This window comes from Ruegeria sp. YTSA064, from assembly GCF_059610325.1.
Map to the genome: position 1 here is coordinate 233,097 of NZ_JBXWNK010000004.1, position 22,485 is coordinate 255,581.

A 22,485-nucleotide genomic window follows, 5' to 3' on the forward strand; every position below is an offset into this window, starting at 1 on the left:
GCGCCGGGCCTAATACGCAGGCTTAGACTTCTGCGGAAATGAGGCGCGCCATGCTCGACCTGACATACGAAATGCCCAAACCCAAAACCATTGCCGGGGCCAAGCACGATTGGGAACTGGTGATCGGAATGGAGGTGCATGCTCAGGTCTCGTCCAACGCCAAACTGTTCTCGGGGGCGTCGACCCAATTCGGGGCCGAGCCGAATTCGAATGTGGCCTTCGTGGACGCCGCGATGCCCGGCATGCTACCGGTGATCAACGAGTATTGCGTTGAACAGGCGGTGCGCACCGGGCTGGGTTTGAAAGCGGATATCAACCTGAAATCGGCCTTTGACCGCAAGAACTATTTCTATCCTGACCTGCCGCAGGGCTACCAGATTTCCCAACTTTATCAGCCTATTGTGGGCGAAGGTGAAGTGCTGGTCGAGATGGGCGACGGCACCGCGCGCATGGTTCGGATCGAGCGCATCCACATGGAGCAGGACGCGGGCAAATCGATCCACGACATGGATCCGCATATGTCCTTTGTCGACCTGAACCGGACCGGTGTCTGCCTGATGGAGATCGTTTCGCGTCCGGATATTCGCGGGCCGGAAGAGGCGGCGGCTTACATCGCCAAGTTGCGTCAGATCATGCGCTATCTGGGCACCTGCGACGGTAACATGCAGAACGGCAACCTGCGGGCGGACGTGAACGTCTCGATCTGTTTGCCGGGTGCGTATGAGAAGTATCAGGAAACACAGGACTTTTCGCATCTGGGCACGCGCTGCGAGATCAAGAACATGAACTCGATGCGCTTTATCCAGCAAGCGATTGAGGTCGAAGCACGTCGTCAAATCGCAATCGTCGAAGGCGGCGGCACGATTGATCAGGAAACGCGCCTGTATGATCCGGATAAGGGCGAGACACGCTCGATGCGGTCTAAGGAAGAAGCGCATGACTATCGCTACTTCCCTGACCCCGATCTGCTGCCGCTGGAGATCGAACAAGCGTGGGTCGACGACATCGCTGCCAAGCTGCCCGAGCTGCCAGACGACAAAAAAGCGCGATTTATCAGCGAGTTCAGCCTGACCGACTACGACGCTTCGGTCTTGACCGCCGAGGTAGAATCAGCGGCTTATTTCGAAGAGGTCGCCAAGGGGCGCAGCGGCAAGCTGGCTGCAAACTGGGTGATCAACGAGCTGTTTGGCCGGTTGAAGAAAGAAGACCATGACATCACCGAGTCTCCGGTTTCTCCCGCTCAGTTGGCGGGAATCATTGATCTGATTTCGTCGGACGCCATCTCGGGCAAGATCGCCAAGGACCTGTTTGAGATTGTCTATACCGAAGGCGGTGACCCAGCACAGATCGTCGAAGAGCGCGGTATGAAGCAGGTGACCGATACCGGTGCGATCGAGGCCGCTTTGGATGAGATCATCGCCGCCAATCCGGCACAGGTTGAGAAAGCCAAGGTGAACCCGAAACTGGCGGGCTGGTTCGTCGGTCAGGTGATGAAGGCCACCGGCGGCAAAGCCAATCCAAAGGCCGTGAACGAATTGGTCAGCAAAAAGCTGAGTTCGTAAATCTTCCGAGTTGAACAAACCCCAGACAGGGGTTTGTTCAACTTGTACATAACAAAAAGTTAATTTCAGGCCGCTCAAAACGGGCAGGCCTTCAGCTTGACTCCACGCCCAAATGGGCATTCTTCTTCCCGCAACGCGGAGAGGAAGCAGACATGAAAAATCGGTTTGATCAGGAACTGGAAACCCGGCTGGTGCGCTATGCCGCCATCGACAGTCAGAGCGATGAGACCTCGCCCTCGACCCCAAGCACCGATGTTCAGTTCGACATGCTGAACCTGTTGCGGCAAGAGCTGACCGAGATCGGTGCGCAAGACGTTCAGATGACCGGAGACAGCGTGGTCGTGGCCACCATCCCCGGTACGGCCGACGGGCCAACGATTGGATTTCTGGCGCATGTGGACACCGCGCCTCAGTTCAATGCAACCGGCGTGAAGCCTCGGGTGATCAAAGGGTATAATGGCGGCGAGATTACCTTCCCCGATGATCCCGATCTGGTGTTATCGCCCGAAGAACACCCTTATCTGGCCAAGAAGATCGGACATGATCTGATCACTGCCTCAGGCACCACTCTGCTGGGGGGCGATGACAAGGCGGGCGTTTCGATCCTGATGACGATGGCGAGGCACTTGCTGGAGAACATTGACATCCCCCACGGTCCGATTCGCATCGCCTTTACCCCGGATGAAGAAATCGGGCGCGGCGTTTCCGAACAGCTACCCAAGGATCTGGGCGCGGATTTTGCCTATACGCTGGACGGACAGGAACTGGGTGAGATCGAATATGAGAGCTTCTCGGCTGATCGGGCGGTGATCAAGATCACAGGCGTGTCGATCCACCCCGGATTGGCCAAGGACAAAATGGTAAACGCGGCGCATCTGGCGGCAAAGATCGTGCAGACACTGCCTCAGGCGACGATGACACCCGAGGTGACGGATGGGCGTCAGGGGTTCATCCATGTCACAGATATGAATGGCGGCTCGTCCGAGATGGAGATCAAGCTGATCCTGCGTGATTTCGAAATGGATGCGCTGGAAGCCCTGCGCGAAATTGTCCGTCAGGTCTGTGCTGCCGTTCAGGCCACCGAACCGCGCGCGACCATCTCCTGCGACATCTCCCATCAATACCGCAACATGCGCTATTGGCTGGAAAAGGACATGACCCCTGTCGATCTGGCGCGCGAAGCCTGCCGCGAACAGGGGATCGAGCCAATATCGGTTCCGATCCGGGGTGGCACCGATGGCTCCCGCCTAACCGAATTCGGCACACCCACGCCCAACATATTTACGGGCATGCAATGTATTCATGGTCCGCTGGAGTGGATCTCGGTGCAGGACATGGCGATCGCAACCGAAACCTGTCTGTCGCTTGTGGGCAAAGCCGCGCGGAGCTAAAGCCACAGTGCGGGCCGAATTTCGCCAATACGTGATCTTGGCTTTCACCCGCCTGTCAAAATGTTAATTTGCCCGGGTTACGCAATTAGGACCAGTTGATGCAGCGCTACGAATATAAAGTTGTCCCCGCTCCGCAAAAGGGAACCAAGGCGAAGGGCGTGAAAACGCCCGAGGGCCGGTTCGCCACCTCAATTGAGCAGTTGTTGAACCAACTGGGCCAAGAGGGTTGGGAATATCAGCGCGCAGAATTGCTGCCCAGCGAGGAACGCACAGGTTTGACGGGTTCAACCACTAACTGGCGAAATGTGCTGGTATTTCGCAGGGCACTTGCTACGGATGAGCTGGATTCGAAAAACCCGGTTGAAGAAGGCGCCACCCCGACCGCGCGCCCGGTCCCCGGACCTGACGATGGACTGACAGAACCTCCGGCCGCCCCTGCCCCGATCTCAGAAGAGCCGGAAGACCCGCCATTGTCGCTGAAGCCCTCGGGTGAAACGGCAGAAAAAGACCAGACCGAGCCTTCGCGCTAGCGTGGCTTCGCGGATTCTAATTGGCTGGCTTGCGTTGAATGTGATCAGCTCTACCAAGGATATTTGTGCGCGATCAGGATAAATCCACATCAACCCTGACACATCGCGCCAACCTCTTGCGATGAGCCCCAAAGGAACTATGGGAATGAATCGAGCAATCATCGCTGCTTTGATAGCAATGGCAACTGCTGGTGCCGCTTTAGCCCAACAGCAACCGAATCTGTATGTTGATCCACCGGTCTACTACCAATGGAATAAACAAGTCCAATATGACCCGATCGAGCATGTGGAAGTGATCGGGGCGGTCAACCAGAACCGCGAAAGCCACCGATGTCAATTTGCCCACAGTGTTGGGAACGGCGATGAACAGAGCACGTACCTTTTGACGCGGCACGTGGGTGAGGATCGCGTTGCGGAAATCCACCGGGTTAAGGGTGACATCATATCGACCGAGTATCGCGATATGATCGATGCCATCGAGTTTATTCGCCTTTATGACAACGATGCCGCGTTTGCCTTCGATGGTTGCTTTGCATTTATGACCAACGAAGCGCGGCGCGACGCTCAGACCAAGGCGACAACCCAACGCGAACGGCTAACTAACTTTTGCCGCGATGAGGTAAACCGCAATCTATCCATGTGCCGCGAGTTTTTACCAGGAAATTAGACCGAACGCGAATTTAGGCAGGTTGTCCTAGTGCATAACAGTAAGGCTTGGCACGACCAGCGCACCGATTTAGGGGAAGCCTTGGAACACAAGGCAGACGTTTACGCGGCTGCTGGGTTCAAACTGGCCGACCGAATCCTACGGACTGAGTTGCAGCGGCGCGACTGACATCAGACTGACACGAGTCGAGCATGTGCGGCAGCGTGTCACTGTATATACAAATTAATTTAACATTATCAGGATATTCTGGTGCCCCCACACGGACTCGAACCGCGGACCTACTGATTACAAATCAGTTGCTCTACCAGCTGAGCTATAGGGGCACTGGGTGTCGATTAATCGCTCGGAACAGGGACTGCAAGCCCGAATTTTCGCGTCGCCTTAACTTTGTGATGGTTTGCCTTAGGATAACCTAATAATCAGGCCTTATCCAAATTTGACTGCGCCGGGGACAGGTTGTAACCCAAGCGATAATTTCGCCCGAGGCAAGGACAATTCCAATATGCAGATGGTCATCCAAGCCGGAGCACACTTTACCGACCACGACCCGTTGCTCAATCTACTTCAGGCGAACGTACAGCTTGTCGCTGAGAGCCATGCGGCATTTTGGGGGATGCGTCCGTTCAGAAAGATCTTTCGGCCAGCTCTGAAGCCTGCGGCCGACCGCCCTTCGCACCAAGATACGCGGGCAAGGTTTCAGAAATTAATGCCTCAGGGGCAGCAGGTTGATCGGGCGATCCTGTCAAGTGCGCTGTATCTTGGTGAACGGGCATCGATCATCATGGATGGGCAGTTCTATGCGAACGCGGGTCAAAGGATGTCCTATATGGACCACCTGTTCAGCGATTCGTCTGTCGAACTGTTTGTGGGGCTACGCAATCCCGGCAGCTTTATTCCGAAGGTATTGATGTTGCTATCGGCCCCCGAGCGCGAACATATAGTTGCGACGACCGATCTGAGTTGCCTGAGTTGGCTTGCGATGATTGAGGACATTCGCGATCTTGCTCCAGACGTCAAGATCACCTTGTGGAGTAACGAGGATTCTCCTCTGATCCTTGGTGACATTGCGCGCGCACTTGTCGGACTACCCGCGGACACGCAGCTTGATCAGGAATACGCGCTGCTGTCCTCGCTGATCTCGGATCTGGGTAAGCAGGAGCTGAAGGGGTTGAGAGAACAACAACGCCCACCCAACGATCCCATTTTCAGAGGAAGGTTAGCACAGATCTTTCAGCAGCATGCGCTGACAGAGGCGATCGAGGAAGAGGTGGAACTGCCCGGCTGGAGCGAAGACATTATCGCGGCGTTTACCGAGCTTTATGAGCAGGATCTGGCACGGCTTCGGACCATGCCAGATCTCCGTTTTCTGAACCCGTAAGCGGCTGAAGTTACATCCCCAGCGCTTCTTTGTACATTTCCAGCATGGCTTCTTCTTCAGCGATATTGTTCTTGTCGCGCTTGCGCAGGGCGACGACGTTGCGCATCACTTTGGTATCGTAGCATATTTACGAAATGAATCTGTCTTTAATATCGGGCAAGCTCGTCCGCTCGCAGCCCAAAGCAAACTTTCACAAATGGACTCTGCAAACCCCAGAAGTGCAACCATCCGGTCTTAGCCTTATCAACAATAAATGTCCGTATTACACCCAGTGCGTTACAAAACGTCCTTCCAAATGGTGCTCTATAATATTTCAAGAAAATAGGCTGGCAAAAAGTGCCAGCTCAATTCTATTGGAAAGAGTATCTTGGAGCTAGCCCAGCGGTTTGTATGCGACCGCATCAATCTCGACCTTGGCGTCCACCATGATTTGCGAACGGACGGTTGAGCGCGCCGGGCCGCCATTTGGGAAGTAGCTCGCGTAGACCCGGTTGAACGTCCAAAAATCACGAGGATCGTCCAGCCAGACGCCCACTTTCGCTACATCATCCAGAGTGCAATCAGCCAGCGCCAAAGCTGCTATCAGATTTTCCATCGTTTTTCGGGTTTGTGACTCGATGCCTCCCGCTTCTATTTCTCCATTTTCTTTCATTGCCACCTGCCCGGATATGAACACAAAGTCGCCGGCTCTTACAGCTGGAGCAAAAGGTAGCGGTTGACCACCTGCACCGGTCCTGTCATCGCCCAAGCGCACGATCTTTTTCTCAGACATTGAAGTGATTTCCTTCTGTTAGGTCTTTTCCGTAAGGAATGGGGTCCACGGCACCAAAGCCCGTAGTCGAAAGGGCCGCGCCGCGGTTCGCGAGTTCAGCAGATTTCAAGGCATCCTTGTTTTTCAGGTAAGCGGACAGGAAAATTCCGTTAAAACAGTCTCCCGCGCCGGTAGCGTCGACCGCCGGGACTGTTACTCCGGGAATTGTGAGAATGCCTTGCCCGTCGGATATGGATACACCGTCCGCACCAAGCGACAGCGCCACAACTTCAGCACCCAGATTGTGGTAGAAGTCAATTATGTCCTCGGGGCTGTGAAGGCTCGTCAATTGACGGGCGTCATCGAGCCCTGGCAGCACGATATTGCAGCGCCGCATTGCATCGTGAGTAACCTGCCGGGCCTTGTCTAACGGCCAAAGAGCTGTCCGCAAATTGGGATCGAAAGCAATTGATACGCCAAACTGCCGCGCTGTGTGGATTGCTTCCTGAGTTGTTGATTGAAGCTCTGGACTTACCCCAAGACTGATCCCGGAAGTATAAAACATCCTTGCATTGGAGATTGCATCGCCTGGAATTTGTTCCGGTAACATCCGACTGGCGGCGGAGCCCTTTCGACGGTAAACGAAATGGTGCCCGTGTCCATCGTGAAAGACGAAATAGAGCCCCGTGTCCTCACCCGAGGCAGATAACACGTGCTCGTGGTTCACACCTTCTCGGGACCACAAACCCCGAAGCTTCTCGCCAAATTGGTCGTCTCCGACGCGCGCAATCAAAGCGACATCAATCCCCTGTCTGGCAGCAGCGACAGCGACGTTGGAAACATCTCCGCCGAACCCCCCTTTGAACAGTCCATCCTGGCATGCGTTTAATTCGAACAGGGGTTCCCCTAAACATATGAGGTCAGCCATGTTTCACCTTATTGATGCCCGACGCAGGCTACGTCTTTGGGCTACGGTTTTGCCGTTACTGAACTTTGCCTCGCGCCACGACTGGAACAGGCCCCAGCGAATGATCCCCGCGAATGGTCTCAATCTGATCAACCATGTTGGTCACAACACAGGCATGGTTTGGAATAATCCGGATATGCTCGCCAACTTTTAGATTGATCTTGTCGGCTTTCAGAACGCCATGTTCCTCTGACAGACCCTGAACCAGAATGTCCGGGCGCCCCATCACGTACCCGTGGCCCTCCAGTCCCAACAGGTCTGAGGTCAACACTTTAGATCCCGCATCTATCACTGCCCGATTGTCGGCAGGAACTGAAATTACGGTGGCAAGAACGCTCAGCGCACAGTCCTCCCACGTGCAGACGCCCTGTGCCTGAAGGGAGCAGTCGTTATAGATATAGGTGCCAATCCGATATTCAGTTGCAACTGGAACATCCTGCGCCTGCCACATTCCTGGTGAGCCGCCATGGGACACGACGTGCACCGGCAACCCGATCTCTTCGATTTCTCGTTTGGCTCTAGTGAGCCATTCTTGAACAGCAACCTCTTGGCCAACCGGCGGATAGGTCATTAGACCGAGGAATGTAACACCTGGTTGGCTATCGATATAACGTGCCAGATCTCGCGCCTGCTCAGGGGTGGTTACGCCACAACGTGCCGCGCCCGTATCGCACTCCACAAGTACACACAGTGGTGTCGCAGCATCTGCAAAAGATTTCGACAAACCGTCAACGGTTTCGGTGTTGTCCGCGACAACAGACAATCTCACCTTCTCTGACAGGGCACGCAACCGCGCCAACTTGGCGTCACCGAGGATATTAAAGGTTATCAGCACGTCGTCGATACCACCCTCAGCAATCATTGCCTCGGCCTCACTCACTTTCTGGCAGGTTATGCCAATAGCGCCCGCCTCTAACTGCCTTCGCGCCAGCTTGGGGAGTTTGTGGGTTTTGATGTGCGGTCGGACGGCGATTCCGTGTTTCGCACAATGCCCCTGAAAGCGGTCGATGTTCGCTTCGGCGATATCCAGGTCGACTAGGACAGCCGGTGTGTCGATATCAGGAAAAATCATTCCACAATTTCCTCGTGAGGGTTTTTGACGATAGGCCAAATTGAGCGTGTCAGATTATTGTAGCGTGTTTTGGTGGGATCATTCGGATAGGGGCCTTCGACAGCTGCATAAATTATTTCGGCAGCGACGTCGGAGAAGGCACCGTGGAAATGGTTTGTAGATTTGACGACCAATATCTTTTTTTCAGTGACATCGATGCCGAGGTTGGTGAACAGGTCTGGCGAGAAAGCCTGACTTCGGTTTGTGTTCAAAACGACCTCTATCCCACCCAAACGAATGACCGAGCAATCTCCCATGGGGACGATAGATGCACCAAAGCTTTGAACTGCATTGCGTTGATTGCGGACAACTGTGACCGTGGCGTCAATTGGGTTACCTGCGAGAGCCGACGTTTTGCCCCCGAAGCGTAGATCGAATACTGCGCCTTCTCCGGCCGCATGGCACAAGCGAACAGCCATGGGATCCCATATCGTGCCGAATGCGACAGATTTGAGGTTTTGAGCAATGGCCTCTTCAAGGATCAGGGTGGAATCCCCTGCGACGCCTCCACCCGGGTTATCCCACACATCCGCCACGACCACAGGTCCATGCGCGGCTTTCTGAGCCATTCGAAATGCTTCAACCGGAGAGAGGTAGTCTGGCTTTGTCTGTCCTCGGAACGAAAACAGCTCCGTTCCCAAATTCCGGGCTATATTGTCGGCTTTGGCCCGATCATCATCTGTCAAAACGACGATTTTGGCGCCGATATCCGGAGAATCCCCAGCCATAAACCCGTGAATGACAGAAGCTGAGAGAACTTCCCCCTTTGCCTCCATTTGGTTCAACTGATCGACAAATCCGCGCATGGGTTCTTGGCTGGTTGGCAGGACATCCAACATACGAACGTCAAAAACTGAGATAACGGGCCGAATGTCTCCTTTGATCGTGCGCAGTGTCAGATCGACACAGGCTTCTCCTGCTTCAACAAAATCAGTATGCGGAAATTCTTTGAACACCGTGATCACGTCGGCATTAGCCACTCGTTTCTGACTGAGATGACTGTGCGGGTCGAAGCTGGCTCCGATAACCGTTTTGGGGCCGACAATCGCGCGAATGGCTTCGATCAATTCACCTTCGCAATCCACACATCCTTCGGCAATCATCGCCCCATGCAGGCCCAGAACAACACCGTCCAAAGGTAGCGCAGCAGTGACCTGATCCAACACTTCTTGCTTCAGGCGTCCCCATGTTTCGCGGTTTAGCAACCCGCCCGGTTCCGCCCATGTAGCAGTACCCTCGATCAACTCCAACTCATTGACCTGTGCCCGTTTTCTCAGTGCCGGAAACACAGCGCTGCACAACGTGGGGGTAACAGGGTGTTCACCGGGTGGTGCGTAAAAGCTCTGCTCGAAATCGGAAAAATCCGTGCGCAGGGGGGAAAACGTATTTGTTTCGGTCGCAATGGACGCACAGAAAACCCGCATGTCTAATCCAATTCGTTGGTTGGGTCGGAGACCAGAGACTGATCTCCGACAAGAGGTGCTGCCGGTTGGATCCGGCAGTCAGGGAGGATCAGTCGAGGTAAGACGCGTTGTTGGCGTTCTCTACCGCAGCCTTGAAACTCGCCAGAAGCTCGGCCGCTTTTTCATCCAGGTTTTCCTGAACATGCGCTTCAAAAGCAGGCTGCGTTGCAGCCGCCATGGAACTGCGTTGATCGTCAGTCAGGGCCGTCACTTCAATCTGATCCATGAGGCCCGCAAGACCTCTATCTGAGGATTCGATGATCCGTGACAGACCGCGACTTGCAGTTACGCAGTTTTCAGCAGCCGTACGGATCGTGGCCTGCTCGGCCTCGGACAGGCCCTCAAAGAAAGCGCGATTGATCATGAAGGTGTAGGGCGAAAACAAATGGTTGGTCAGCGTCAGATACTGCTGAACTTCGGCAAAATTGGCGAAGGAGATGATCGGGACCGGATTCATCTGGCCGTCAATCACGCCGGTTTGAAGGCCGGAATACACCTCGCCCCAGGACAGGGGATAGGCTTCGGCGCCCAAGGCTTGCACGATCTTCTGATGCGACGGCAATGTCATCGTGCGGATGCGAATGCCATCAAAATCCTTCAAGTCCGCAATAGGTCGCTGAGAATTGGTGACCGCAAAGAAACCGCCGGTATCCGGGAAACCCAGCACTACAACATCACCCAGTTCTGCTTCGATATCTGCGGCCAGGGCTTCGCCGAACTCGCCGTCAAAGACTTCGTAGGTCGATGCGTTGCCATTAAATGCAAATGGTAGATTCAGCACATCAATCCGCGGGTAGTAGCTTGCCAAGGCGCCAGTCGATGTCAGGGTTGCCTGAATGATGCCGTCCCGCACCTGCTGCACATGCTCGGCGGCGGAGCCCAGTTGGTTTGATCCAAATACTTCGACCGTGACGCTGCCATTGGTGCCGGAATTCACAAGGTTGGAGAACACGGCCGTACAGGCGTGCGCCGGATTCTCAAATGGATCTGTTTTGTTGTCGTGCCCGAATTTGATGACGCCACCTTCGGCCAGTGCACTGGTTGCAAGCATGGTTGCGGTAAACGCCGCACCTGTCAGAATAGTCTTCATTGTTCTTCTCCTGTTGGTTTGGTTTTCGTGGGGAATTTACTGAGCAAAGCCCAACATCCGGGGCAGCCAAAGGGCTGCGTCCTCCCAAAATGCAAAGGCAAATAAGATGGCGATTTCGGCAATCAGAAACGGGAACAGCTTGATGGAAATCCGCTCCAGCTTTTCGCCGGTGACGGACGACAGAACAAACAGACAAGCGCCCACTGGCGGGGTCATCAACGATATGTTTAGGGCCAGAACAAAGATGATCCCGGCGTGAATGGGTTCTAGGCCAACCTGCTGTGTGAGCGGAACCAACACCGGCGCAAGGATGATCAGGATGGCGGTGATATCCATAACCATACCAACAATCAGCAGCAATCCGATGATGATCGCGATAACGGCATACCGGTTATCTGAAAGGCCAAGAACGGTTTCCGCAATCAGTTGAGGAATGCGCTCAAAGCTCATCCACCAGCCGAGAATGCCAGCGAAGGCGATAATCACAAAGATAACGCCAGTGATACGCGCCGTACGGACAAGCATCGCATAGAAGCCTTTGAACGTCAGCGACCGATAGACAAAAATCCCGATGAACATCGCGTAGGCCACAGCAATCGACGCAGCCTCTGTCGGGGTGACGATCCCACCCAGAATGCCCCCCAGGATAATTACCGGCATCGCCAAAGCGGTCAGAGAGGAAACAAATGTATCCCAGACCTCGCGAGGGCTCGCGCCGCGCAATGCTTTCGGAAGGTTTTCTCGCTTACCGCCGATGGCTATGACCGCCATGCAGACGATACAAATCACTAGGCCTGGCAGAACGCCTGCGGCGAACAGGCCTGCAATGGAGACACCCATTAGCGACCCGTAGACAACCATTAGCCCCGAGGGCGGAATGGTCGGGCCGATGATGGATCCCGCTGCCGTGACCGCGCAGGCATAATCACGTTTGTAGCCTTCTTTTACCATTGCAGGCACAAGTGTCCGACCAAAGGCCGCCGCGTCCGCAGTCGCCGAGCCGGTTAGTCCAGCGAAGAAAACCGAAGCCAGCATATTGGTATGGGCCAGCCCACCACGGAACCGTCCAACCAGAACCTGAGCCAGTTTCACAAGACGACTGGTGATCCCGATGTCATTCATGATCTCACCGGCCAGAATGAAGAACGGCATGGCAAGAAAGGGAAAGATATTGAGGCCGTTAAATATCTTGCTGGGACCAATCGCCAAGAACTGCGTTCCGCCCATGTCAATCAGACCCACGACGCCGGCAAGGCCAATGGCAAACCCAATCGGCATCCCGAACAGGATAAGGGCGACAAAAACGATTGCGACGATCACAGCGTCTCCTCCACCTCAGTGGCAAAGGGTGGCTCGTCAATATGCGACCCCAAATCCCGAAACAGGACCAGCACCAGCTGTACAGATGACAGTGCCGCCGCGACGGGAATGGCTGCGTAAAACGGAGCAAGGCTGGCGCCAAAAATCATCGCTTGGCGGGGAGCTCCGCTTTCGGCGAAGCTGATCCCAAAAAATGCGACGTATAAGAACAAAGCCAGCGCCAAAACGTCCATCGCAACCAACAGAGTACGGCGCAAACCGACGGGAAGTATCATGATGAATGCAGTCAATCCGATGTGGTCCCTGCGCGCGATTCCGGAAGAAACTGCAAGCAATGCGGCCCAGATCATCAGGTAGCGTGCCAGCACCTCGGGCCACGGGAGTTGCCAGTGAAAATAGTAGCGGTCGACGACACCAAGCCAGACATCCAGCACCAAGGACAACATCAACGCGGCGACGATACCCTCGACGACTGAATTTATCTTTGCGCTTGCGGCGGAAAACCAGTCTGACATTCGCACTCCTCCCCAGGACCCGAATCTGTAACTTGGTTACACCTTGCGCGATCAGGGTCGAGTTTTCAACGAAAAAATGTAACTTAGTTTCTTTATAGCTGCCAAAATTAGGGAAATTTCGTGAATATCGGTGAATATCTTGCTCACTCACAGCGATGCATGTAACTAAGTTTCATGAGTGACCAGGAGAAAATCACGCACATGCCGAACCAACCGCGCCCTGCCTCAGATGAAAACGCGCCCCCGCATAAGGGCCGCATTGGCGCTGTAGATCTAATCCCGGCACTGCATAACTCGCAGACCAAACTGGCAGTTCAGGAGCAGAAAGTCGCTGATTATGTAAAGGACCACCTCAACGAAATCAGCTCGATGACTATCGGGGATCTCGCGGAACGTTGTTCAGTCAGCAAGCCAACGGTGGTGCGGTTCTGCCGTAGCCTCGGTTGCGAGGGCTTTCGGGACTTCAAGCTTCGCCTGGCCCAGAACGTCGCCGTAAGCGCGCAGTACTTATACAGAAACGCCGGTGATGAAAGCTCTGATGCGAATACAGCGATTGACCAAGTCCTTGGGGCCTTGTTCGCGACCCTGGATGTCATGCGCGGTCAAATCGATACGGAGAGACTTGAAGAAGCAAGGGATGCCTGCCTGGACCGACGGCAGATCCTTTTTGCGGGAATAGGAGGAGGATCCTCTCTTGTCGCTCAGGAAGCATCCAATCGCTTTTTCCGGCTCGGGATTCCATCGTTCTTCGTCAATGATAGCTATGTCCTACAAATGCGCGCGGCCGCGCTTGGGCCCGAAGACGTTCTCTTCCTTGTTTCGGCGAGCGGTGAAGCCGACGCCATCGTTAGTGCGGCGGAAGTCGCTAATGGTTACGGCGCGACCACAATCAGTATCACCAAGCCCAACACCCGACTATCAGACATATCCAAAATTGCCCTGCTCACGGAATTGCCTGAAGACAGCGACATCTACAAACCAACAGCCTCGCGATATGCCCACCTCGCAATTGTTGACGCATTGGCCATGATCGTGGCGCAGGAGATGACCGACGAAACAAAGGAGAATCTTCGTCGAATTCGTGCGTCCTTGACGGCTTACCATGGAAGAACTGGTCCACAGCCTTTGGGCGACTAACCAAGGAACGAACAGATTAGTTTGTCTCAGCGCCGCTGAACAAAATTAGTTCTGACCTGCACGGCAATCTTAGGCAACTGTGAGCCATTGAATTGGAACGTTTTTGCGAGTTTGGAAGCAAAGTGGTATCAGCGGGGGACTGGTCATGTTGGCGCCATATAACGACGCGTTGCCAGATGACGTGAGAACTGCTGCAACCAATGTCGAGCAAGCGCTGAAAGATGGAACATTGAACCCGTTTGCTGGCCCCATCACCAACGCAAATGGTGAGACGGTGATCGAAGAAGGCGAAGCGCTGACCGACAAGCAAGTTCATGAGATGAACTGGTTTGTGCAAGGTGTCGATGGCGAGCTGCCAACCTGACGAAAGTTGCGATCTAGCAAAAACGCGTGTTGCTGAACGTCTCCTGAGGCAAGCTTCTCCCCGCTTCAAGAAAGGAGAGTGTCGTAACCGCCAGGTGGGCGCGTCGAAACCGGCGCGCTCACTCTTTCTACTGTGTCGTTCACATACCGCACCCTTTGGGCCAAGAAGGTGTTTGAGAGGCAAACCCGCTCAATTCACTTCTCAATCCTGCTGATCTTTGTTCCCTGAAGACTGGTTCGTGCCATAAGCCCCAGACGTCGGTGCTATGTTCTGCTTTGTGCGTTCGTAATCCCGACACCAAGCAGTATTCAAGAAACCTTAGGCTGCGGAGCTGGTTCATTGGCTCGGTTTTAGGTCATACCAAGCGCTTCTTTGTACATTTCAAGAACCGCTTCTTCTTCGGCGATATCGTCCTTGTCGCGCTTGCGCAAGGCGACGACCTTGCGCATGACTTTGGTGTCGTAGCCGCGGGCCTTGGCCTCGGCCATGACCTCTTTCTGCTGGTCGGCAATATCTTTCTTTTCGGCTTCAAGACGCTCGAACCGCTCGATGAACTGGCGCAGCTCGCCTGCGGTCACTCGGTAATTTGCTGCGGCCTGATCTTCGGTGATGTCTTCCATCTGCGTCTCTCCCAAGGGCTGAAAATAAGCAGCCGGATACATCGGCACCGACCCGATCGCAAGCAGACATTCAATACGGCGGGCTTGTCTGAATGGCATCGATCCGCTAAGCGCGACGACGGGTTCAACGGGTGAGCGTAAACAACTATGTTCGACATTATCGTCTGGGGCGGTGCCGCCCTGTCCATGGCCGGGCTGATCGGTCTGGTCTGGTGCATCTTGCGGGTGATGAAAGCGCGCAAAGCTAACCTGACCGATGAGGAACTCCGCGCTGCAGTTCAGGGCGTATTACCCTGGAATCTTGCATCCCTTTTCCTGTCGGTTCTGGGGCTAATGATGGTTATCCTCGGAATTTCTTTTAGTTAACCGAACAGATCACACCGGCATATTGTCGAACCGCGCCTCCAGCGCATCTTCGCACAGCGCCGCATCTAACCGCCGCAAGCGCGAAGGTATCTGAACACGCTGCGCGCGCATTTTATCCAGAACCTGACTGACACGGGGCTGAAGAGCCAGTCGGGTCTCCAAGCATGCACCATGTAGCCTTTCTTCCAGCCGTTCCGCCTCTGTATAAAGATCCTGAGCAGTCATTTGCATCCTCCCATACAGTGCCAGTCTGCCTGATATAGGTAACAAGATTAAGACCAGCACGAGACCGGGCCAAAACATCGCGGAATCTTGCCTGTGAGGGCCAAATTCCGTCAATATGACCTTGGTCGCCCAAAACATATGCTCAATTCGCGGCATTTGCTTTGACAGACATCAATTCGTGATTTGGCACTTTAATCACATTCCAGTATTGATATATAAGATAGAGCCGAACGGAGGATCCCATGACGCCCATAGTGAAAGCTTTTTTTGACCCTCAGACCTTCACAGTCTCATATGTGGTGCAGGAGCCCGAGGGACAGGCCTGCGCCATCATCGACAGCGTTTTGGATTTTGATCACGCCTCGGGTCGCACTGACACCAGTTCGGCCGATCAAATTGTCGAATATGTGACCGACAACGGGTTGAAGGTGGAATGGATACTGGAAAGCCATGTCCATGCCGACCACCTGTCAGCAGCGCCCTATCTGCAGGAAAAGCTGGGGGGAAAAATCGGGATCGGTGAGAATATCGTAGTCGTGCAGGACACATTCGGCAAAGTGTTCAACGAAGGGACCGAGTTCCAGCGTGATGGTAGCCAATTCGATGCTCTGTTTACGGAAGGGGCCAGCTTTCACATCGGCCAGATGCGCGGGGACGTCCTGCATACGCCGGGTCATACTCCGGCCTGCATGACCTATGTAATCGGCGACGCAGCCTTCGTTGGCGATACATTGTTCATGCCGGATTTTGGAACCGCACGCTGCGATTTCCCGGGCGGATCTTCGGAGGATCTATTTGCCTCAATCCAAAGGATTTTAGCATTGCCCGAAGAAACACGGGTGTTCGTAGGGCATGACTATAAGGCACCCGGCCGAGATGAATTTGCCTGGGAAACGACGGTAGGTGAACAGAAGGCGTTGAATGTCCATATCGGACAAGGCCGAAGCGTTGAGGAATTTGTCGAGATGCGCGATGCGCGGGATGCGACCTTGGCAATGCCACGTCTGATTTTACCCTCTCTGCAGGTTAATATGCGGGCCGGTCAGATGCCACCGGCGGATGAACAAGGTGATGTTTTCATGAAAATTCCGGTCAACAAGCTTTGACACGGAATATCGGGTGAGGATCTAGAAATGAATGTGGAGTGGATGTGGGGTCTTGCGGGTGGCCTGCTGATCGGGCTGGGTGCCGCTGTATATCTTCTGTGCAATGGTCGGATCATGGGAGCCAGTGGCATTCTTGGCGGATTGGTTGAGCGCAACGACCGCAGTGCAATGACGGAACGTTTAGCCTTTGTTATTGGGCTGATCGGGATGCCTTTCTTGCTACGCCCCTTGATTGCACCACAGACTCAGACTCATCTGACCCCGGATTTAGCAATTGTGATCCTGGCCGGGTTACTGGTCGGTGTGGGCACGCGGATTGCAAATGGGTGCACCTCGGGTCACGGCGTCTGCGGGATTTCTCGCTTCTCCCTGCGCGGGATTGTCGCCACGGTTTTCTATATCCTTGCTGGCGGGTTAACGGTCGTTCTGTTTCGCCAAGTTCTGGGGGTGATCTGATGCGCTCAGTATTTGCTTTTCTCGCCGGAGGTTTGTTTGGCACCGGGCTGTTGATCTCAGGCATGACCAACACCACCAAGGTGCAGGGATGGCTGGATGTGTTCGGCAACTGGGACCCGACGCTGGCCTTTGTCATGGGCGGGGCGATCCTGCCCATGTTGGTGGCGTGGCAAATGACCCGGAACCGAACGCCGCTGGTAGGTGGCAAATTTCCTGCTCCACCTCGTGTTGAGCTGGATCGTCGGCTGATCGTAGGTTCGGTTCTGTTCGGGGTTGGCTGGGGGTTGGCAGGTCTGTGCCCGGGCCCGGCGATGGCCTCGCTCAGTTATGGTGGTGTTGGCGGAATTGTGTTCCTGATCGCAATGATTGCGGGCATGTTGGCCGCGCCAAAACTGGGCGCACAACTGGACAGGATGGCTGACGCGGCCTAATCAGTTGTCATGGAGATTCGACCGATTACCCCCCGCTATGCCGTCTCACCCCAGATCACGGTTGAGGACGTGCCAGCCATCGCCAAGGCAGGTTTCGTCAAGGTGATTTGCAATCGACCCAATACCGAGGTGCCGCCAGATCAGCAGTCTGATGCCATCGGGCAGGCCGTGCGCAAGGCCGGAATGGAATACGAGGTATTGGAGCTGACGCACCAGACTATGACGCCAGAGAATGTCGCCCTGCAGCGCGATCTGGCCGAAAGCTGCAGCGGGCCTGTCCTGGCCTATTGCGCATCCGGCACCCGTTGCTCGGTTGTTTGGGCGCTGGGACAGTGCAACCGGCTAAGCACGGATGAAATTCTGGACGCGACGGGTAAGGCTGGCTATTCGCTCGACGGGCTTCGCCCTGCGCTGGAGCAGCTGCGCGCACAGGACTAAGCCACCTAGTACGGCCCATCGCCCTCAGGCGCTGGCAGTCCAGCAAGATGTGAAATCTCGGCAACGCGTTTATCGGGATTCGATGGCAAGATATCATCCGGTTCAAGCAGAGTATCATTCATTGCCGGTTCGCTGGTCACAATTTCTTCGTCCAGCAATGCTGACTTTTCGTCATCGTCAAGTTTGGAAACAGGGCCAGACTTGCTAGCCAGAAAGGTCTGGTCGTCCTTCGTGGGCAATGTCGCGACCGAATTGTGTTCATTTATCCGAACCGCGCGCATCCCACCGCATTGCCCCAACCGACCAATCGCCATACGGGCACGGTCGATTGACAGAACTTCAACCCGATCCACACGCGCGCCTTGCAACGGAAGGACATTGCCAACAGCCAACTCTGACAGAGCAGTCAACGGCAGTGAAATACGGCTGATTACAGCTTTCAGTTCAGCGCGCATCACGCCGGATGCCTGATCGAGGTTCATACCCGCGAGACTGTTTTCCGCCTCCTGCTCCGCATCAGACAGCGGTCGGTCAGGCAACAACGCGCAAACCTCCCCCTGTCGGCTACCGCCAGCCAACTCGACTGTCAGATCGAATACACGATATGCCTCATCCACCAGCGCCAGTGTTAGGCTGCGCCGATCTTCAGCTCGCGATGTGAACTCAAACCCCGACAGGCTGGCCATATCCGCCGGGGATTCGACCAGCTTCTGCGCCCGGCCCAGCATATCCTCGATCAAGGGGGCGACCATGGCGGCGTCAGTGTCCGTAAACATTCGCTCCGACGGTGGATCAGAGGTGACAATTGCGATCGTCTGCTGCTGAATCACGGCCGACACGCATCCCGGGTCCAGACACACTGCCGCCACGCTACCTTGATCCGAGCCAAAAAGCAGCATCAACCAACCCTGTTTCAATCGCGCGGTCACATCCTCCTGCACACGCAACGCCTGTTTGGCCCCGATGACTGCCAGCGCAAGCCCCATGCCATCACCTGCCGCCCGCGCCAAACCAAGCCGCAGGGCACGTAGAATTGAACGGGGTGTATCAACTCCACCCTGCCTCGCCGATAGTTTGCGTGCCAATGCTGATTTGGTCATCGCCCCGCTCTGCCGTCTTAGAAACACCTAGGAATTGTGTAACCCGCAGATCGTTACAAATATCTTTATGACATCCTCATTGCGCGGCCTGCCGATAAGCAAGTGGCAGACTCACACGGAAGGCGGCTCCTGCGTGCCCAGGCAAATAGGCGACTTCGCCCCCTAGGCGCTGCATGATCTCGCGACAAATCGCCAAACCCAACCCGGCCCCACCTGCCTTGTCCGAGCCAACGCGGGCAAATTTCTCGAACACCAGCGATTGGGCCTCGGTCGGGATGCCGCTGCCATTGTCGATGAAATCAATCACCATCTGCCCGCCAACATCATGGGCCGATATCGTCAGCACCGGTTCATCAGCGTCGCAGTATTTCTGAGCATTCGAGATCAAATTAATGAAGACCTGCCCCAGCCGATCCAGATCAGTGTAGAGCGGGATGCGTTCGTTGGCGCGCACCCGCCGCACACCAATCTTGCGATCACTGCCTGCCAGAGCACTTGAGACTGCGCGATCCAATACCTCGTTCAGCGTTGCGTCATCCATATTCAGGCTGACCTGCCCGCTTTCCAGGACACTCAAATCCAGCAGATCGTCCAGCAGCCGGGTCAGACGCAGCGACTCGTCATGAATGATCGCAGCATAGCGGGTCTGCTCTTCTGCGCTCAGGCCCTCGGCGTCGCGCAGGATTTCGGAAAATGCGCGGATCGAGGTCATCGGCGTGCGCAATTCGTGGCTGACCTGACTGAGAAAGGCGTCTTTCTGCTTTGATACTTGGGTGAGCTTGGCGTTGGCCTCCCTTAACTGGCGCGCAGTGCGGCTGAGTTCAGCCGATTTCGCTTCGAGCTGGCTGGAATATTCCAGCATCTGAGCGGATTCGTCGGCTACAGCCAGCAGGTCCTCGACCGAAACAGACGCACCACCCACGATCTGACCAATCATCGCATGGGCGGTTGCGGCACCTACCGAACCGCTGAGTTCACGTTCCAGCCGTTCCAGAAACTGCGGAGTTGGTTCGGGAAGACGTCCAGGCCGGCCATTCTGCCGTTCCGCTTCGGCCTGAAAGAACTCCTGCGCGGGTATGGTGCCCAAAATCCGCTGGGTCATGATCATCAGATCTTCGCTTTGCGCTACTGACCCGGTCCAGCCGCGCGCCGAAACCGAGTGGTCGAAGACATTGACGAATTGTGCACCCTGCAGGCGTTCCAGCGGGCTTGGAAAGCTGAGCATCGAAGCGACGCAGAAGGCGATTGTGTTCAGTGACAGCGACCACATGACTGTATGCACCATCGGATCAATTCCTTCGATCCCAAAGAGCGCTTGCGGGCGTAGCCAGCCCCAGCCGAAAGGTCCATTTTCGATCACCGACGCCGGGATGATACCACCTTCCATGCCGGGCAGCAGCAGAGTATAAATCCACAGGAAGAACCCAACACTGAGCCCCACCAACGCCCCGGTTCTGGTCGCACCGCGCCAGAACAAACCACCCACCAGAGCGGGCAGGATCTGAGAGATCCCTGCAAAGGCCACCAGACCGATTGAAGCCAGTGCAGCCCCGCCACCTGACAAGCTGTAGTAGAAATAGCCCAGTGCCATGATCACAGCGATCGAGACACGGCGGGCCATCAGAACGATGGTCCGGACATCACCGGATACCGACGCGGTGCCTTCCTGCGTATTCAGCCAGATCGGCATGACCAAGTGGTTCGAGACCATGGTCGACAGCGCCATGGCCGTGACGATCACCATCGACGTAGCCGAGGAGAACCCGCCGATGAAGGACAGCATCGCCAGCCAGTCATTGCCCAGCGACAGCGGCACGGTCAGCACAAACAGGTCCGGGTTCGATCCCTCAGGCATCAGGTCCAGCCCGACCACCGCGATCGGCACCACAAATAGGCTCATAAGCAACAGATAAAGCGGAAAGGCCCAGGCTGCAGTGCGCAGATGGCCTTCGTCATCATTCTCAACCACCATGACCTGAAACATCCTTGGCAGGCAGACAAAAGCCGCTGCCGAGAGGAATATGAAAGTGGTCCAGCGCCCAGCATCCACATGCCACTGACCAATCTCAGACGCGTCGATCTGGTCCATCATCGGCCCCAGCCCCCCCGCGACGCCCCAGACGACAAAGATACCAACCGCCAGCAGAGCAAAGAGTTTAACAACTGATTCCAAGGCAATAGCCGTGACAACGCCGTGGTGGCGCTCGTTTGCGTCCAGATTGCGAGTGCCGAAGAGGATCGCAAAGACCGCCAGACCGGCAGCGACCCAGAATACGCTGGATCCCTCGCGGTAAAGGCCGGTTGGATCAGCCTCGGCAAAGATCGAAAACGACAGCGTGATCGACTGCAATTGCAGCGCGATATACGGCGTGCCACCCAGCACCGCCAAGATCGTCACGCAAACCGCCAGGGTGTTGGACTTACCGTAACGCGACGAGATCAAGTCAGCGATGGAGGTCACACGCTGGCTGCGTCCGATACGAACCAACTTGCGCAGGCCCCACCACCAGCTGATCATTACCAGAGTTGGACCCAAATAGATGGTCACAAATTCCAGTCCAGAACGCGCGGCGTTGCCGACCGCGCCATAGAATGTCCAGGCGGTGCAATAGATCGACAGAGACAGCGTATAGATCAGCGGGGACCGAAGCCATTTCCCACCTCCGCGTGCCGCAACCCGATCAGCGGCAAAGGCCACGCCGAACAGCAGCACCACGTAGCCCAGACAGACCAGGATCAGGACATTCAGCGTCGCCATGACTCGGCCCCGGGCTCGGCGTTCTCGCGCGCTGCCATACGCCTGGCAGCAATGCCAAAGACCACACTGATCAGGATCAGAATCCCCCAGCAGGCAAAGATGTAGAACATGGCTGAGGAAAGCGACAACGCCTCGGCACTTTCACTTTCACTTTCATCAGGCCACAGAAGCGGTAGCGCAAGCAGGGCGGCCCCCAGAAATGGCAGCAGCCGCGCCGCATCCGCCAGTCTGCGCCGACGATAACCCTGCCGCTCGAGAAACAGAGACGGTCGGGCCGGCGAGGGCCGGCCTTTGCCGTCGTCCGGGGAATTCATGACTGTGACGCCTGCGCATGCAGGTCACGCACCGCCGTCAAAACCTCGGCATTCGAGAACGGCTTGGTCATGAAACGACTGACCCCGGCCTGTTCGGCCATCTCCCGGTCACGGGATTGCCCGCGAGCAGTCAGCATCAGGACGGGCAATGCCTTCATCTCCTCATGCTCGCGCAGATCACGCAGCACATCCATTCCGCTTTTACCCGGCAACATCACATCCAGAATCACCAAATCGGGCTGAGCGGACAGGATTACCTGCACCGCGTCCGTTCCCTCGGCATGCGTTTCAACCTGCCACCCTTCACGCGTCAGCAAAAAACGGATCGCCTCGGTGATATTGGGTTCATCCTCGATCAACAGAACCTTACGGCTCATATTTGTACTTCCTCCCCAGGACCGGTTGCACGTCCGGCCACCTGTCCA

At 55.5% G+C, this 22,485-nt stretch carries 25 protein-coding genes, 1 tRNA gene and 1 pseudogene; 12 read left to right on the top strand and 15 right to left on the bottom strand.

Translation table 11 applies throughout. The annotated features are described in order from the left end of the window. The first annotated feature begins 50 nt into the window (after window positions 1-50). From gatB to AC2FI7_RS08045, 4 genes are all read left to right on the top strand, one after another. A complete protein-coding gene (gatB, locus tag AC2FI7_RS08030; RefSeq protein WP_120981180.1) occupies window positions 51-1,562 on the top strand; it encodes an Asp-tRNA(Asn)/Glu-tRNA(Gln) amidotransferase subunit GatB in 1,512 nt (503 codons plus the stop codon). A gap of 152 nt (window positions 1,563-1,714) precedes the next feature. Next, a complete protein-coding gene (gene pepT / locus AC2FI7_RS08035; RefSeq protein ID WP_496815638.1) occupies window positions 1,715-2,953 on the top strand; it encodes a peptidase T in 1,239 nt (412 codons plus the stop codon). A gap of 98 nt (window positions 2,954-3,051) precedes the next feature. After that, entirely contained in the window at window positions 3,052-3,483 is a 432-nt protein-coding gene (locus AC2FI7_RS08040; protein WP_496815637.1) for a DUF4177 domain-containing protein, read from the top strand. Between the two features lie 145 nt (window positions 3,484-3,628). Next, window positions 3,629-4,150, top strand: a complete 522-nt coding sequence (locus AC2FI7_RS08045; protein WP_029622216.1) for a hypothetical protein — start codon at window positions 3,629-3,631, stop codon at window positions 4,148-4,150. 247 nt (window positions 4,151-4,397) lie between these two features. Here the strand turns inward: AC2FI7_RS08045 and AC2FI7_RS08050 are convergent. After that, window positions 4,398-4,473, bottom strand: a tRNA-Thr gene (locus AC2FI7_RS08050). A gap of 179 nt (window positions 4,474-4,652) precedes the next feature. Here AC2FI7_RS08050 and AC2FI7_RS08055 point away from each other — a divergent pair. Continuing rightward, window positions 4,653-5,528 carry a hypothetical protein gene (locus AC2FI7_RS08055; RefSeq protein WP_480873464.1) on the top strand — a complete coding sequence of 292 codons (876 nt, stop codon included), beginning with the start codon at window positions 4,653-4,655 and terminating at the stop codon, window positions 5,526-5,528. 10 nt (window positions 5,529-5,538) lie between these two features. Here the strand turns inward: AC2FI7_RS08055 and AC2FI7_RS08060 are convergent. The 8 genes and pseudogenes from AC2FI7_RS08060 to AC2FI7_RS08095 form a co-directional block, all read right to left on the bottom strand. After that, window positions 5,539-5,649 (bottom strand): annotated as a pseudogene (locus tag AC2FI7_RS08060) (GapR family DNA-binding domain-containing protein); the annotation flags it as partial. A gap of 252 nt (window positions 5,650-5,901) precedes the next feature. Beyond that, a complete protein-coding gene (locus AC2FI7_RS08065) occupies window positions 5,902-6,300 on the bottom strand; it encodes a RidA family protein (RefSeq protein WP_496833308.1) in 399 nt (132 codons plus the stop codon). Continuing rightward, window positions 6,293-7,207: a sugar kinase gene (locus tag AC2FI7_RS08070; protein ID WP_496833310.1), complete on the bottom strand. Its 915-nt coding sequence runs from the start codon at window positions 7,205-7,207 to the stop codon at window positions 6,293-6,295. The genes AC2FI7_RS08065 and AC2FI7_RS08070 overlap by 8 nt, the downstream gene beginning before the upstream one ends. A 55-nt stretch (window positions 7,208-7,262) precedes the next feature. Then, window positions 7,263-8,318 carry a D-TA family PLP-dependent enzyme gene (locus tag AC2FI7_RS08075; RefSeq protein WP_010443241.1) on the bottom strand — a complete coding sequence of 352 codons (1,056 nt, stop codon included), beginning with the start codon at window positions 8,316-8,318 and terminating at the stop codon, window positions 7,263-7,265. Further along, entirely contained in the window at window positions 8,315-9,781 is a 1,467-nt protein-coding gene (locus AC2FI7_RS08080; RefSeq protein ID WP_010443242.1) for a M81 family metallopeptidase, read from the bottom strand. The genes AC2FI7_RS08075 and AC2FI7_RS08080 overlap by 4 nt, the downstream gene beginning before the upstream one ends. A gap of 88 nt (window positions 9,782-9,869) precedes the next feature. After that, window positions 9,870-10,910, bottom strand: coding sequence for a TRAP transporter substrate-binding protein (locus AC2FI7_RS08085; protein WP_010443243.1), 1,041 nt, complete (start codon window positions 10,908-10,910; stop codon window positions 9,870-9,872). A gap of 36 nt (window positions 10,911-10,946) precedes the next feature. After that, complete coding sequence (locus tag AC2FI7_RS08090) at window positions 10,947-12,230, bottom strand: TRAP transporter large permease (protein ID WP_010443244.1); 1,284 nt, start codon at window positions 12,228-12,230, stop codon at window positions 10,947-10,949. Then, a complete protein-coding gene (locus tag AC2FI7_RS08095) occupies window positions 12,227-12,745 on the bottom strand; it encodes a TRAP transporter small permease (RefSeq protein ID WP_010443245.1) in 519 nt (172 codons plus the stop codon). The genes AC2FI7_RS08090 and AC2FI7_RS08095 overlap by 4 nt, the downstream gene beginning before the upstream one ends. A gap of 174 nt (window positions 12,746-12,919) precedes the next feature. Between AC2FI7_RS08095 and AC2FI7_RS08100 the strand changes: the two genes are divergently transcribed. After that, window positions 12,920-13,882, top strand: coding sequence for a MurR/RpiR family transcriptional regulator (locus AC2FI7_RS08100; protein WP_120981179.1), 963 nt, complete (start codon window positions 12,920-12,922; stop codon window positions 13,880-13,882). Between the two features lie 145 nt (window positions 13,883-14,027). Then, on the top strand, window positions 14,028-14,246 hold the full coding sequence (locus tag AC2FI7_RS08105) for a hypothetical protein (protein WP_010443247.1): 219 nt from the start codon (window positions 14,028-14,030) through the stop codon (window positions 14,244-14,246). Window positions 14,247-14,596: 350 nt separating this feature from the next. On the opposite strand, the gene AC2FI7_RS08110 is transcribed toward AC2FI7_RS08105, so the two are convergent. Beyond that, the gene (locus AC2FI7_RS08110) at window positions 14,597-14,866 is read right to left on the bottom strand and encodes a DUF2312 domain-containing protein (protein ID WP_010443248.1); all 270 of its coding nucleotides are present in this window, start codon (window positions 14,864-14,866) and stop codon (window positions 14,597-14,599) included. Between the two features lie 147 nt (window positions 14,867-15,013). Here AC2FI7_RS08110 and AC2FI7_RS08115 point away from each other — a divergent pair, with 147 nt between their 5' ends. Next, window positions 15,014-15,232, top strand: coding sequence for a hypothetical protein (locus tag AC2FI7_RS08115; protein WP_010443249.1), 219 nt, complete (start codon window positions 15,014-15,016; stop codon window positions 15,230-15,232). A 9-nt stretch (window positions 15,233-15,241) separates the two neighbouring features. Here the strand turns inward: AC2FI7_RS08115 and AC2FI7_RS08120 are convergent, their stop codons facing one another. Then, window positions 15,242-15,457: a hypothetical protein gene (locus AC2FI7_RS08120; protein WP_010443250.1), complete on the bottom strand. Its 216-nt coding sequence runs from the start codon at window positions 15,455-15,457 to the stop codon at window positions 15,242-15,244. Window positions 15,458-15,699: 242 nt separating this feature from the next. Here AC2FI7_RS08120 and AC2FI7_RS08125 point away from each other — a divergent pair, with 242 nt between their 5' ends. Genes AC2FI7_RS08125 through AC2FI7_RS08140 form a run of 4 tightly spaced genes read left to right on the top strand, consistent with a single transcriptional unit; the run spans window position 15,700 to window position 17,888 of the window. After that, window positions 15,700-16,563: an MBL fold metallo-hydrolase gene (locus tag AC2FI7_RS08125; protein ID WP_010443251.1), complete on the top strand. Its 864-nt coding sequence runs from the start codon at window positions 15,700-15,702 to the stop codon at window positions 16,561-16,563. 27 nt (window positions 16,564-16,590) lie between these two features. Further along, window positions 16,591-17,019, top strand: a complete 429-nt coding sequence (locus AC2FI7_RS08130) for a YeeE/YedE family protein (RefSeq protein ID WP_010443252.1) — start codon at window positions 16,591-16,593, stop codon at window positions 17,017-17,019. Beyond that, window positions 17,019-17,450, top strand: coding sequence for a DUF6691 family protein (locus AC2FI7_RS08135; RefSeq protein WP_010443253.1), 432 nt, complete (start codon window positions 17,019-17,021; stop codon window positions 17,448-17,450). Before AC2FI7_RS08130 ends, AC2FI7_RS08135 begins: the two co-directional genes overlap by 1 nt. 9 nt (window positions 17,451-17,459) lie before the next feature. After that, window positions 17,460-17,888 carry a protein tyrosine phosphatase family protein gene (locus AC2FI7_RS08140; RefSeq protein WP_010443254.1) on the top strand — a complete coding sequence of 143 codons (429 nt, stop codon included), beginning with the start codon at window positions 17,460-17,462 and terminating at the stop codon, window positions 17,886-17,888. 5 nt (window positions 17,889-17,893) lie between these two features. On the opposite strand, the gene AC2FI7_RS08145 is transcribed toward AC2FI7_RS08140, so the two are convergent. The 4 genes from AC2FI7_RS08145 to AC2FI7_RS08160 form a co-directional block, all read right to left on the bottom strand. After that, the gene (locus AC2FI7_RS08145; RefSeq protein ID WP_496833312.1) at window positions 17,894-18,988 is read right to left on the bottom strand and encodes a FliM/FliN family flagellar motor C-terminal domain-containing protein; all 1,095 of its coding nucleotides are present in this window, start codon (window positions 18,986-18,988) and stop codon (window positions 17,894-17,896) included. Window positions 18,989-19,064: 76 nt separating this feature from the next. After that, window positions 19,065-21,746: an ATP-binding protein gene (locus AC2FI7_RS08150; RefSeq protein WP_010443256.1), complete on the bottom strand. Its 2,682-nt coding sequence runs from the start codon at window positions 21,744-21,746 to the stop codon at window positions 19,065-19,067. After that, window positions 21,734-22,060 (bottom strand): hypothetical protein, encoded by a 327-nt coding sequence (locus AC2FI7_RS08155; RefSeq protein ID WP_010443257.1) that lies wholly within the window; start codon window positions 22,058-22,060, stop codon window positions 21,734-21,736. Before AC2FI7_RS08155 ends, AC2FI7_RS08150 begins: the two co-directional genes overlap by 13 nt. Continuing rightward, on the bottom strand, window positions 22,057-22,437 hold the full coding sequence (locus AC2FI7_RS08160; protein WP_010443258.1) for a response regulator transcription factor: 381 nt from the start codon (window positions 22,435-22,437) through the stop codon (window positions 22,057-22,059). Before AC2FI7_RS08160 ends, AC2FI7_RS08155 begins: the two co-directional genes overlap by 4 nt. Between the last annotated feature and the right edge of the window lie 48 nt (window positions 22,438-22,485).

Coding starts and splice junctions, on each gene's coding strand:
- gatB (WP_120981180.1), top strand. CDS start 51: ATGCTCGACCTGACATACGAAATGCCCAAACCCAAAACCATTGCCGGG.
- pepT (WP_496815638.1), top strand. CDS start 1,715: ATGAAAAATCGGTTTGATCAGGAACTGGAAACCCGGCTGGTGCGCTAT.
- AC2FI7_RS08040 (WP_496815637.1), top strand. CDS start 3,052: ATGCAGCGCTACGAATATAAAGTTGTCCCCGCTCCGCAAAAGGGAACC.
- AC2FI7_RS08045 (WP_029622216.1), top strand. CDS start 3,629: ATGAATCGAGCAATCATCGCTGCTTTGATAGCAATGGCAACTGCTGGT.
- AC2FI7_RS08055 (WP_480873464.1), top strand. CDS start 4,653: ATGCAGATGGTCATCCAAGCCGGAGCACACTTTACCGACCACGACCCG.
- AC2FI7_RS08065 (WP_496833308.1), bottom strand. CDS start 6,300: ATGTCTGAGAAAAAGATCGTGCGCTTGGGCGATGACAGGACCGGTGCA.
- AC2FI7_RS08070 (WP_496833310.1), bottom strand. CDS start 7,207: ATGGCTGACCTCATATGTTTAGGGGAACCCCTGTTCGAATTAAACGCA.
- AC2FI7_RS08075 (WP_010443241.1), bottom strand. CDS start 8,318: ATGATTTTTCCTGATATCGACACACCGGCTGTCCTAGTCGACCTGGAT.
- AC2FI7_RS08080 (WP_010443242.1), bottom strand. CDS start 9,781: ATGCGGGTTTTCTGTGCGTCCATTGCGACCGAAACAAATACGTTTTCC.
- AC2FI7_RS08085 (WP_010443243.1), bottom strand. CDS start 10,910: ATGAAGACTATTCTGACAGGTGCGGCGTTTACCGCAACCATGCTTGCA.
- AC2FI7_RS08095 (WP_010443245.1), bottom strand. CDS start 12,745: ATGTCAGACTGGTTTTCCGCCGCAAGCGCAAAGATAAATTCAGTCGTC.
- AC2FI7_RS08100 (WP_120981179.1), top strand. CDS start 12,920: ATGAGTGACCAGGAGAAAATCACGCACATGCCGAACCAACCGCGCCCT.
- AC2FI7_RS08105 (WP_010443247.1), top strand. CDS start 14,028: ATGTTGGCGCCATATAACGACGCGTTGCCAGATGACGTGAGAACTGCT.
- AC2FI7_RS08110 (WP_010443248.1), bottom strand. CDS start 14,866: ATGGAAGACATCACCGAAGATCAGGCCGCAGCAAATTACCGAGTGACC.
- AC2FI7_RS08115 (WP_010443249.1), top strand. CDS start 15,014: ATGTTCGACATTATCGTCTGGGGCGGTGCCGCCCTGTCCATGGCCGGG.
- AC2FI7_RS08120 (WP_010443250.1), bottom strand. CDS start 15,457: ATGACTGCTCAGGATCTTTATACAGAGGCGGAACGGCTGGAAGAAAGG.
- AC2FI7_RS08125 (WP_010443251.1), top strand. CDS start 15,700: ATGACGCCCATAGTGAAAGCTTTTTTTGACCCTCAGACCTTCACAGTC.
- AC2FI7_RS08130 (WP_010443252.1), top strand. CDS start 16,591: ATGAATGTGGAGTGGATGTGGGGTCTTGCGGGTGGCCTGCTGATCGGG.
- AC2FI7_RS08135 (WP_010443253.1), top strand. CDS start 17,019: ATGCGCTCAGTATTTGCTTTTCTCGCCGGAGGTTTGTTTGGCACCGGG.
- AC2FI7_RS08140 (WP_010443254.1), top strand. CDS start 17,460: ATGGAGATTCGACCGATTACCCCCCGCTATGCCGTCTCACCCCAGATC.
- AC2FI7_RS08145 (WP_496833312.1), bottom strand. CDS start 18,988: ATGACCAAATCAGCATTGGCACGCAAACTATCGGCGAGGCAGGGTGGA.
- AC2FI7_RS08150 (WP_010443256.1), bottom strand. CDS start 21,746: ATGGCGACGCTGAATGTCCTGATCCTGGTCTGTCTGGGCTACGTGGTG.
- AC2FI7_RS08155 (WP_010443257.1), bottom strand. CDS start 22,060: ATGAATTCCCCGGACGACGGCAAAGGCCGGCCCTCGCCGGCCCGACCG.
- AC2FI7_RS08160 (WP_010443258.1), bottom strand. CDS start 22,437: ATGAGCCGTAAGGTTCTGTTGATCGAGGATGAACCCAATATCACCGAG.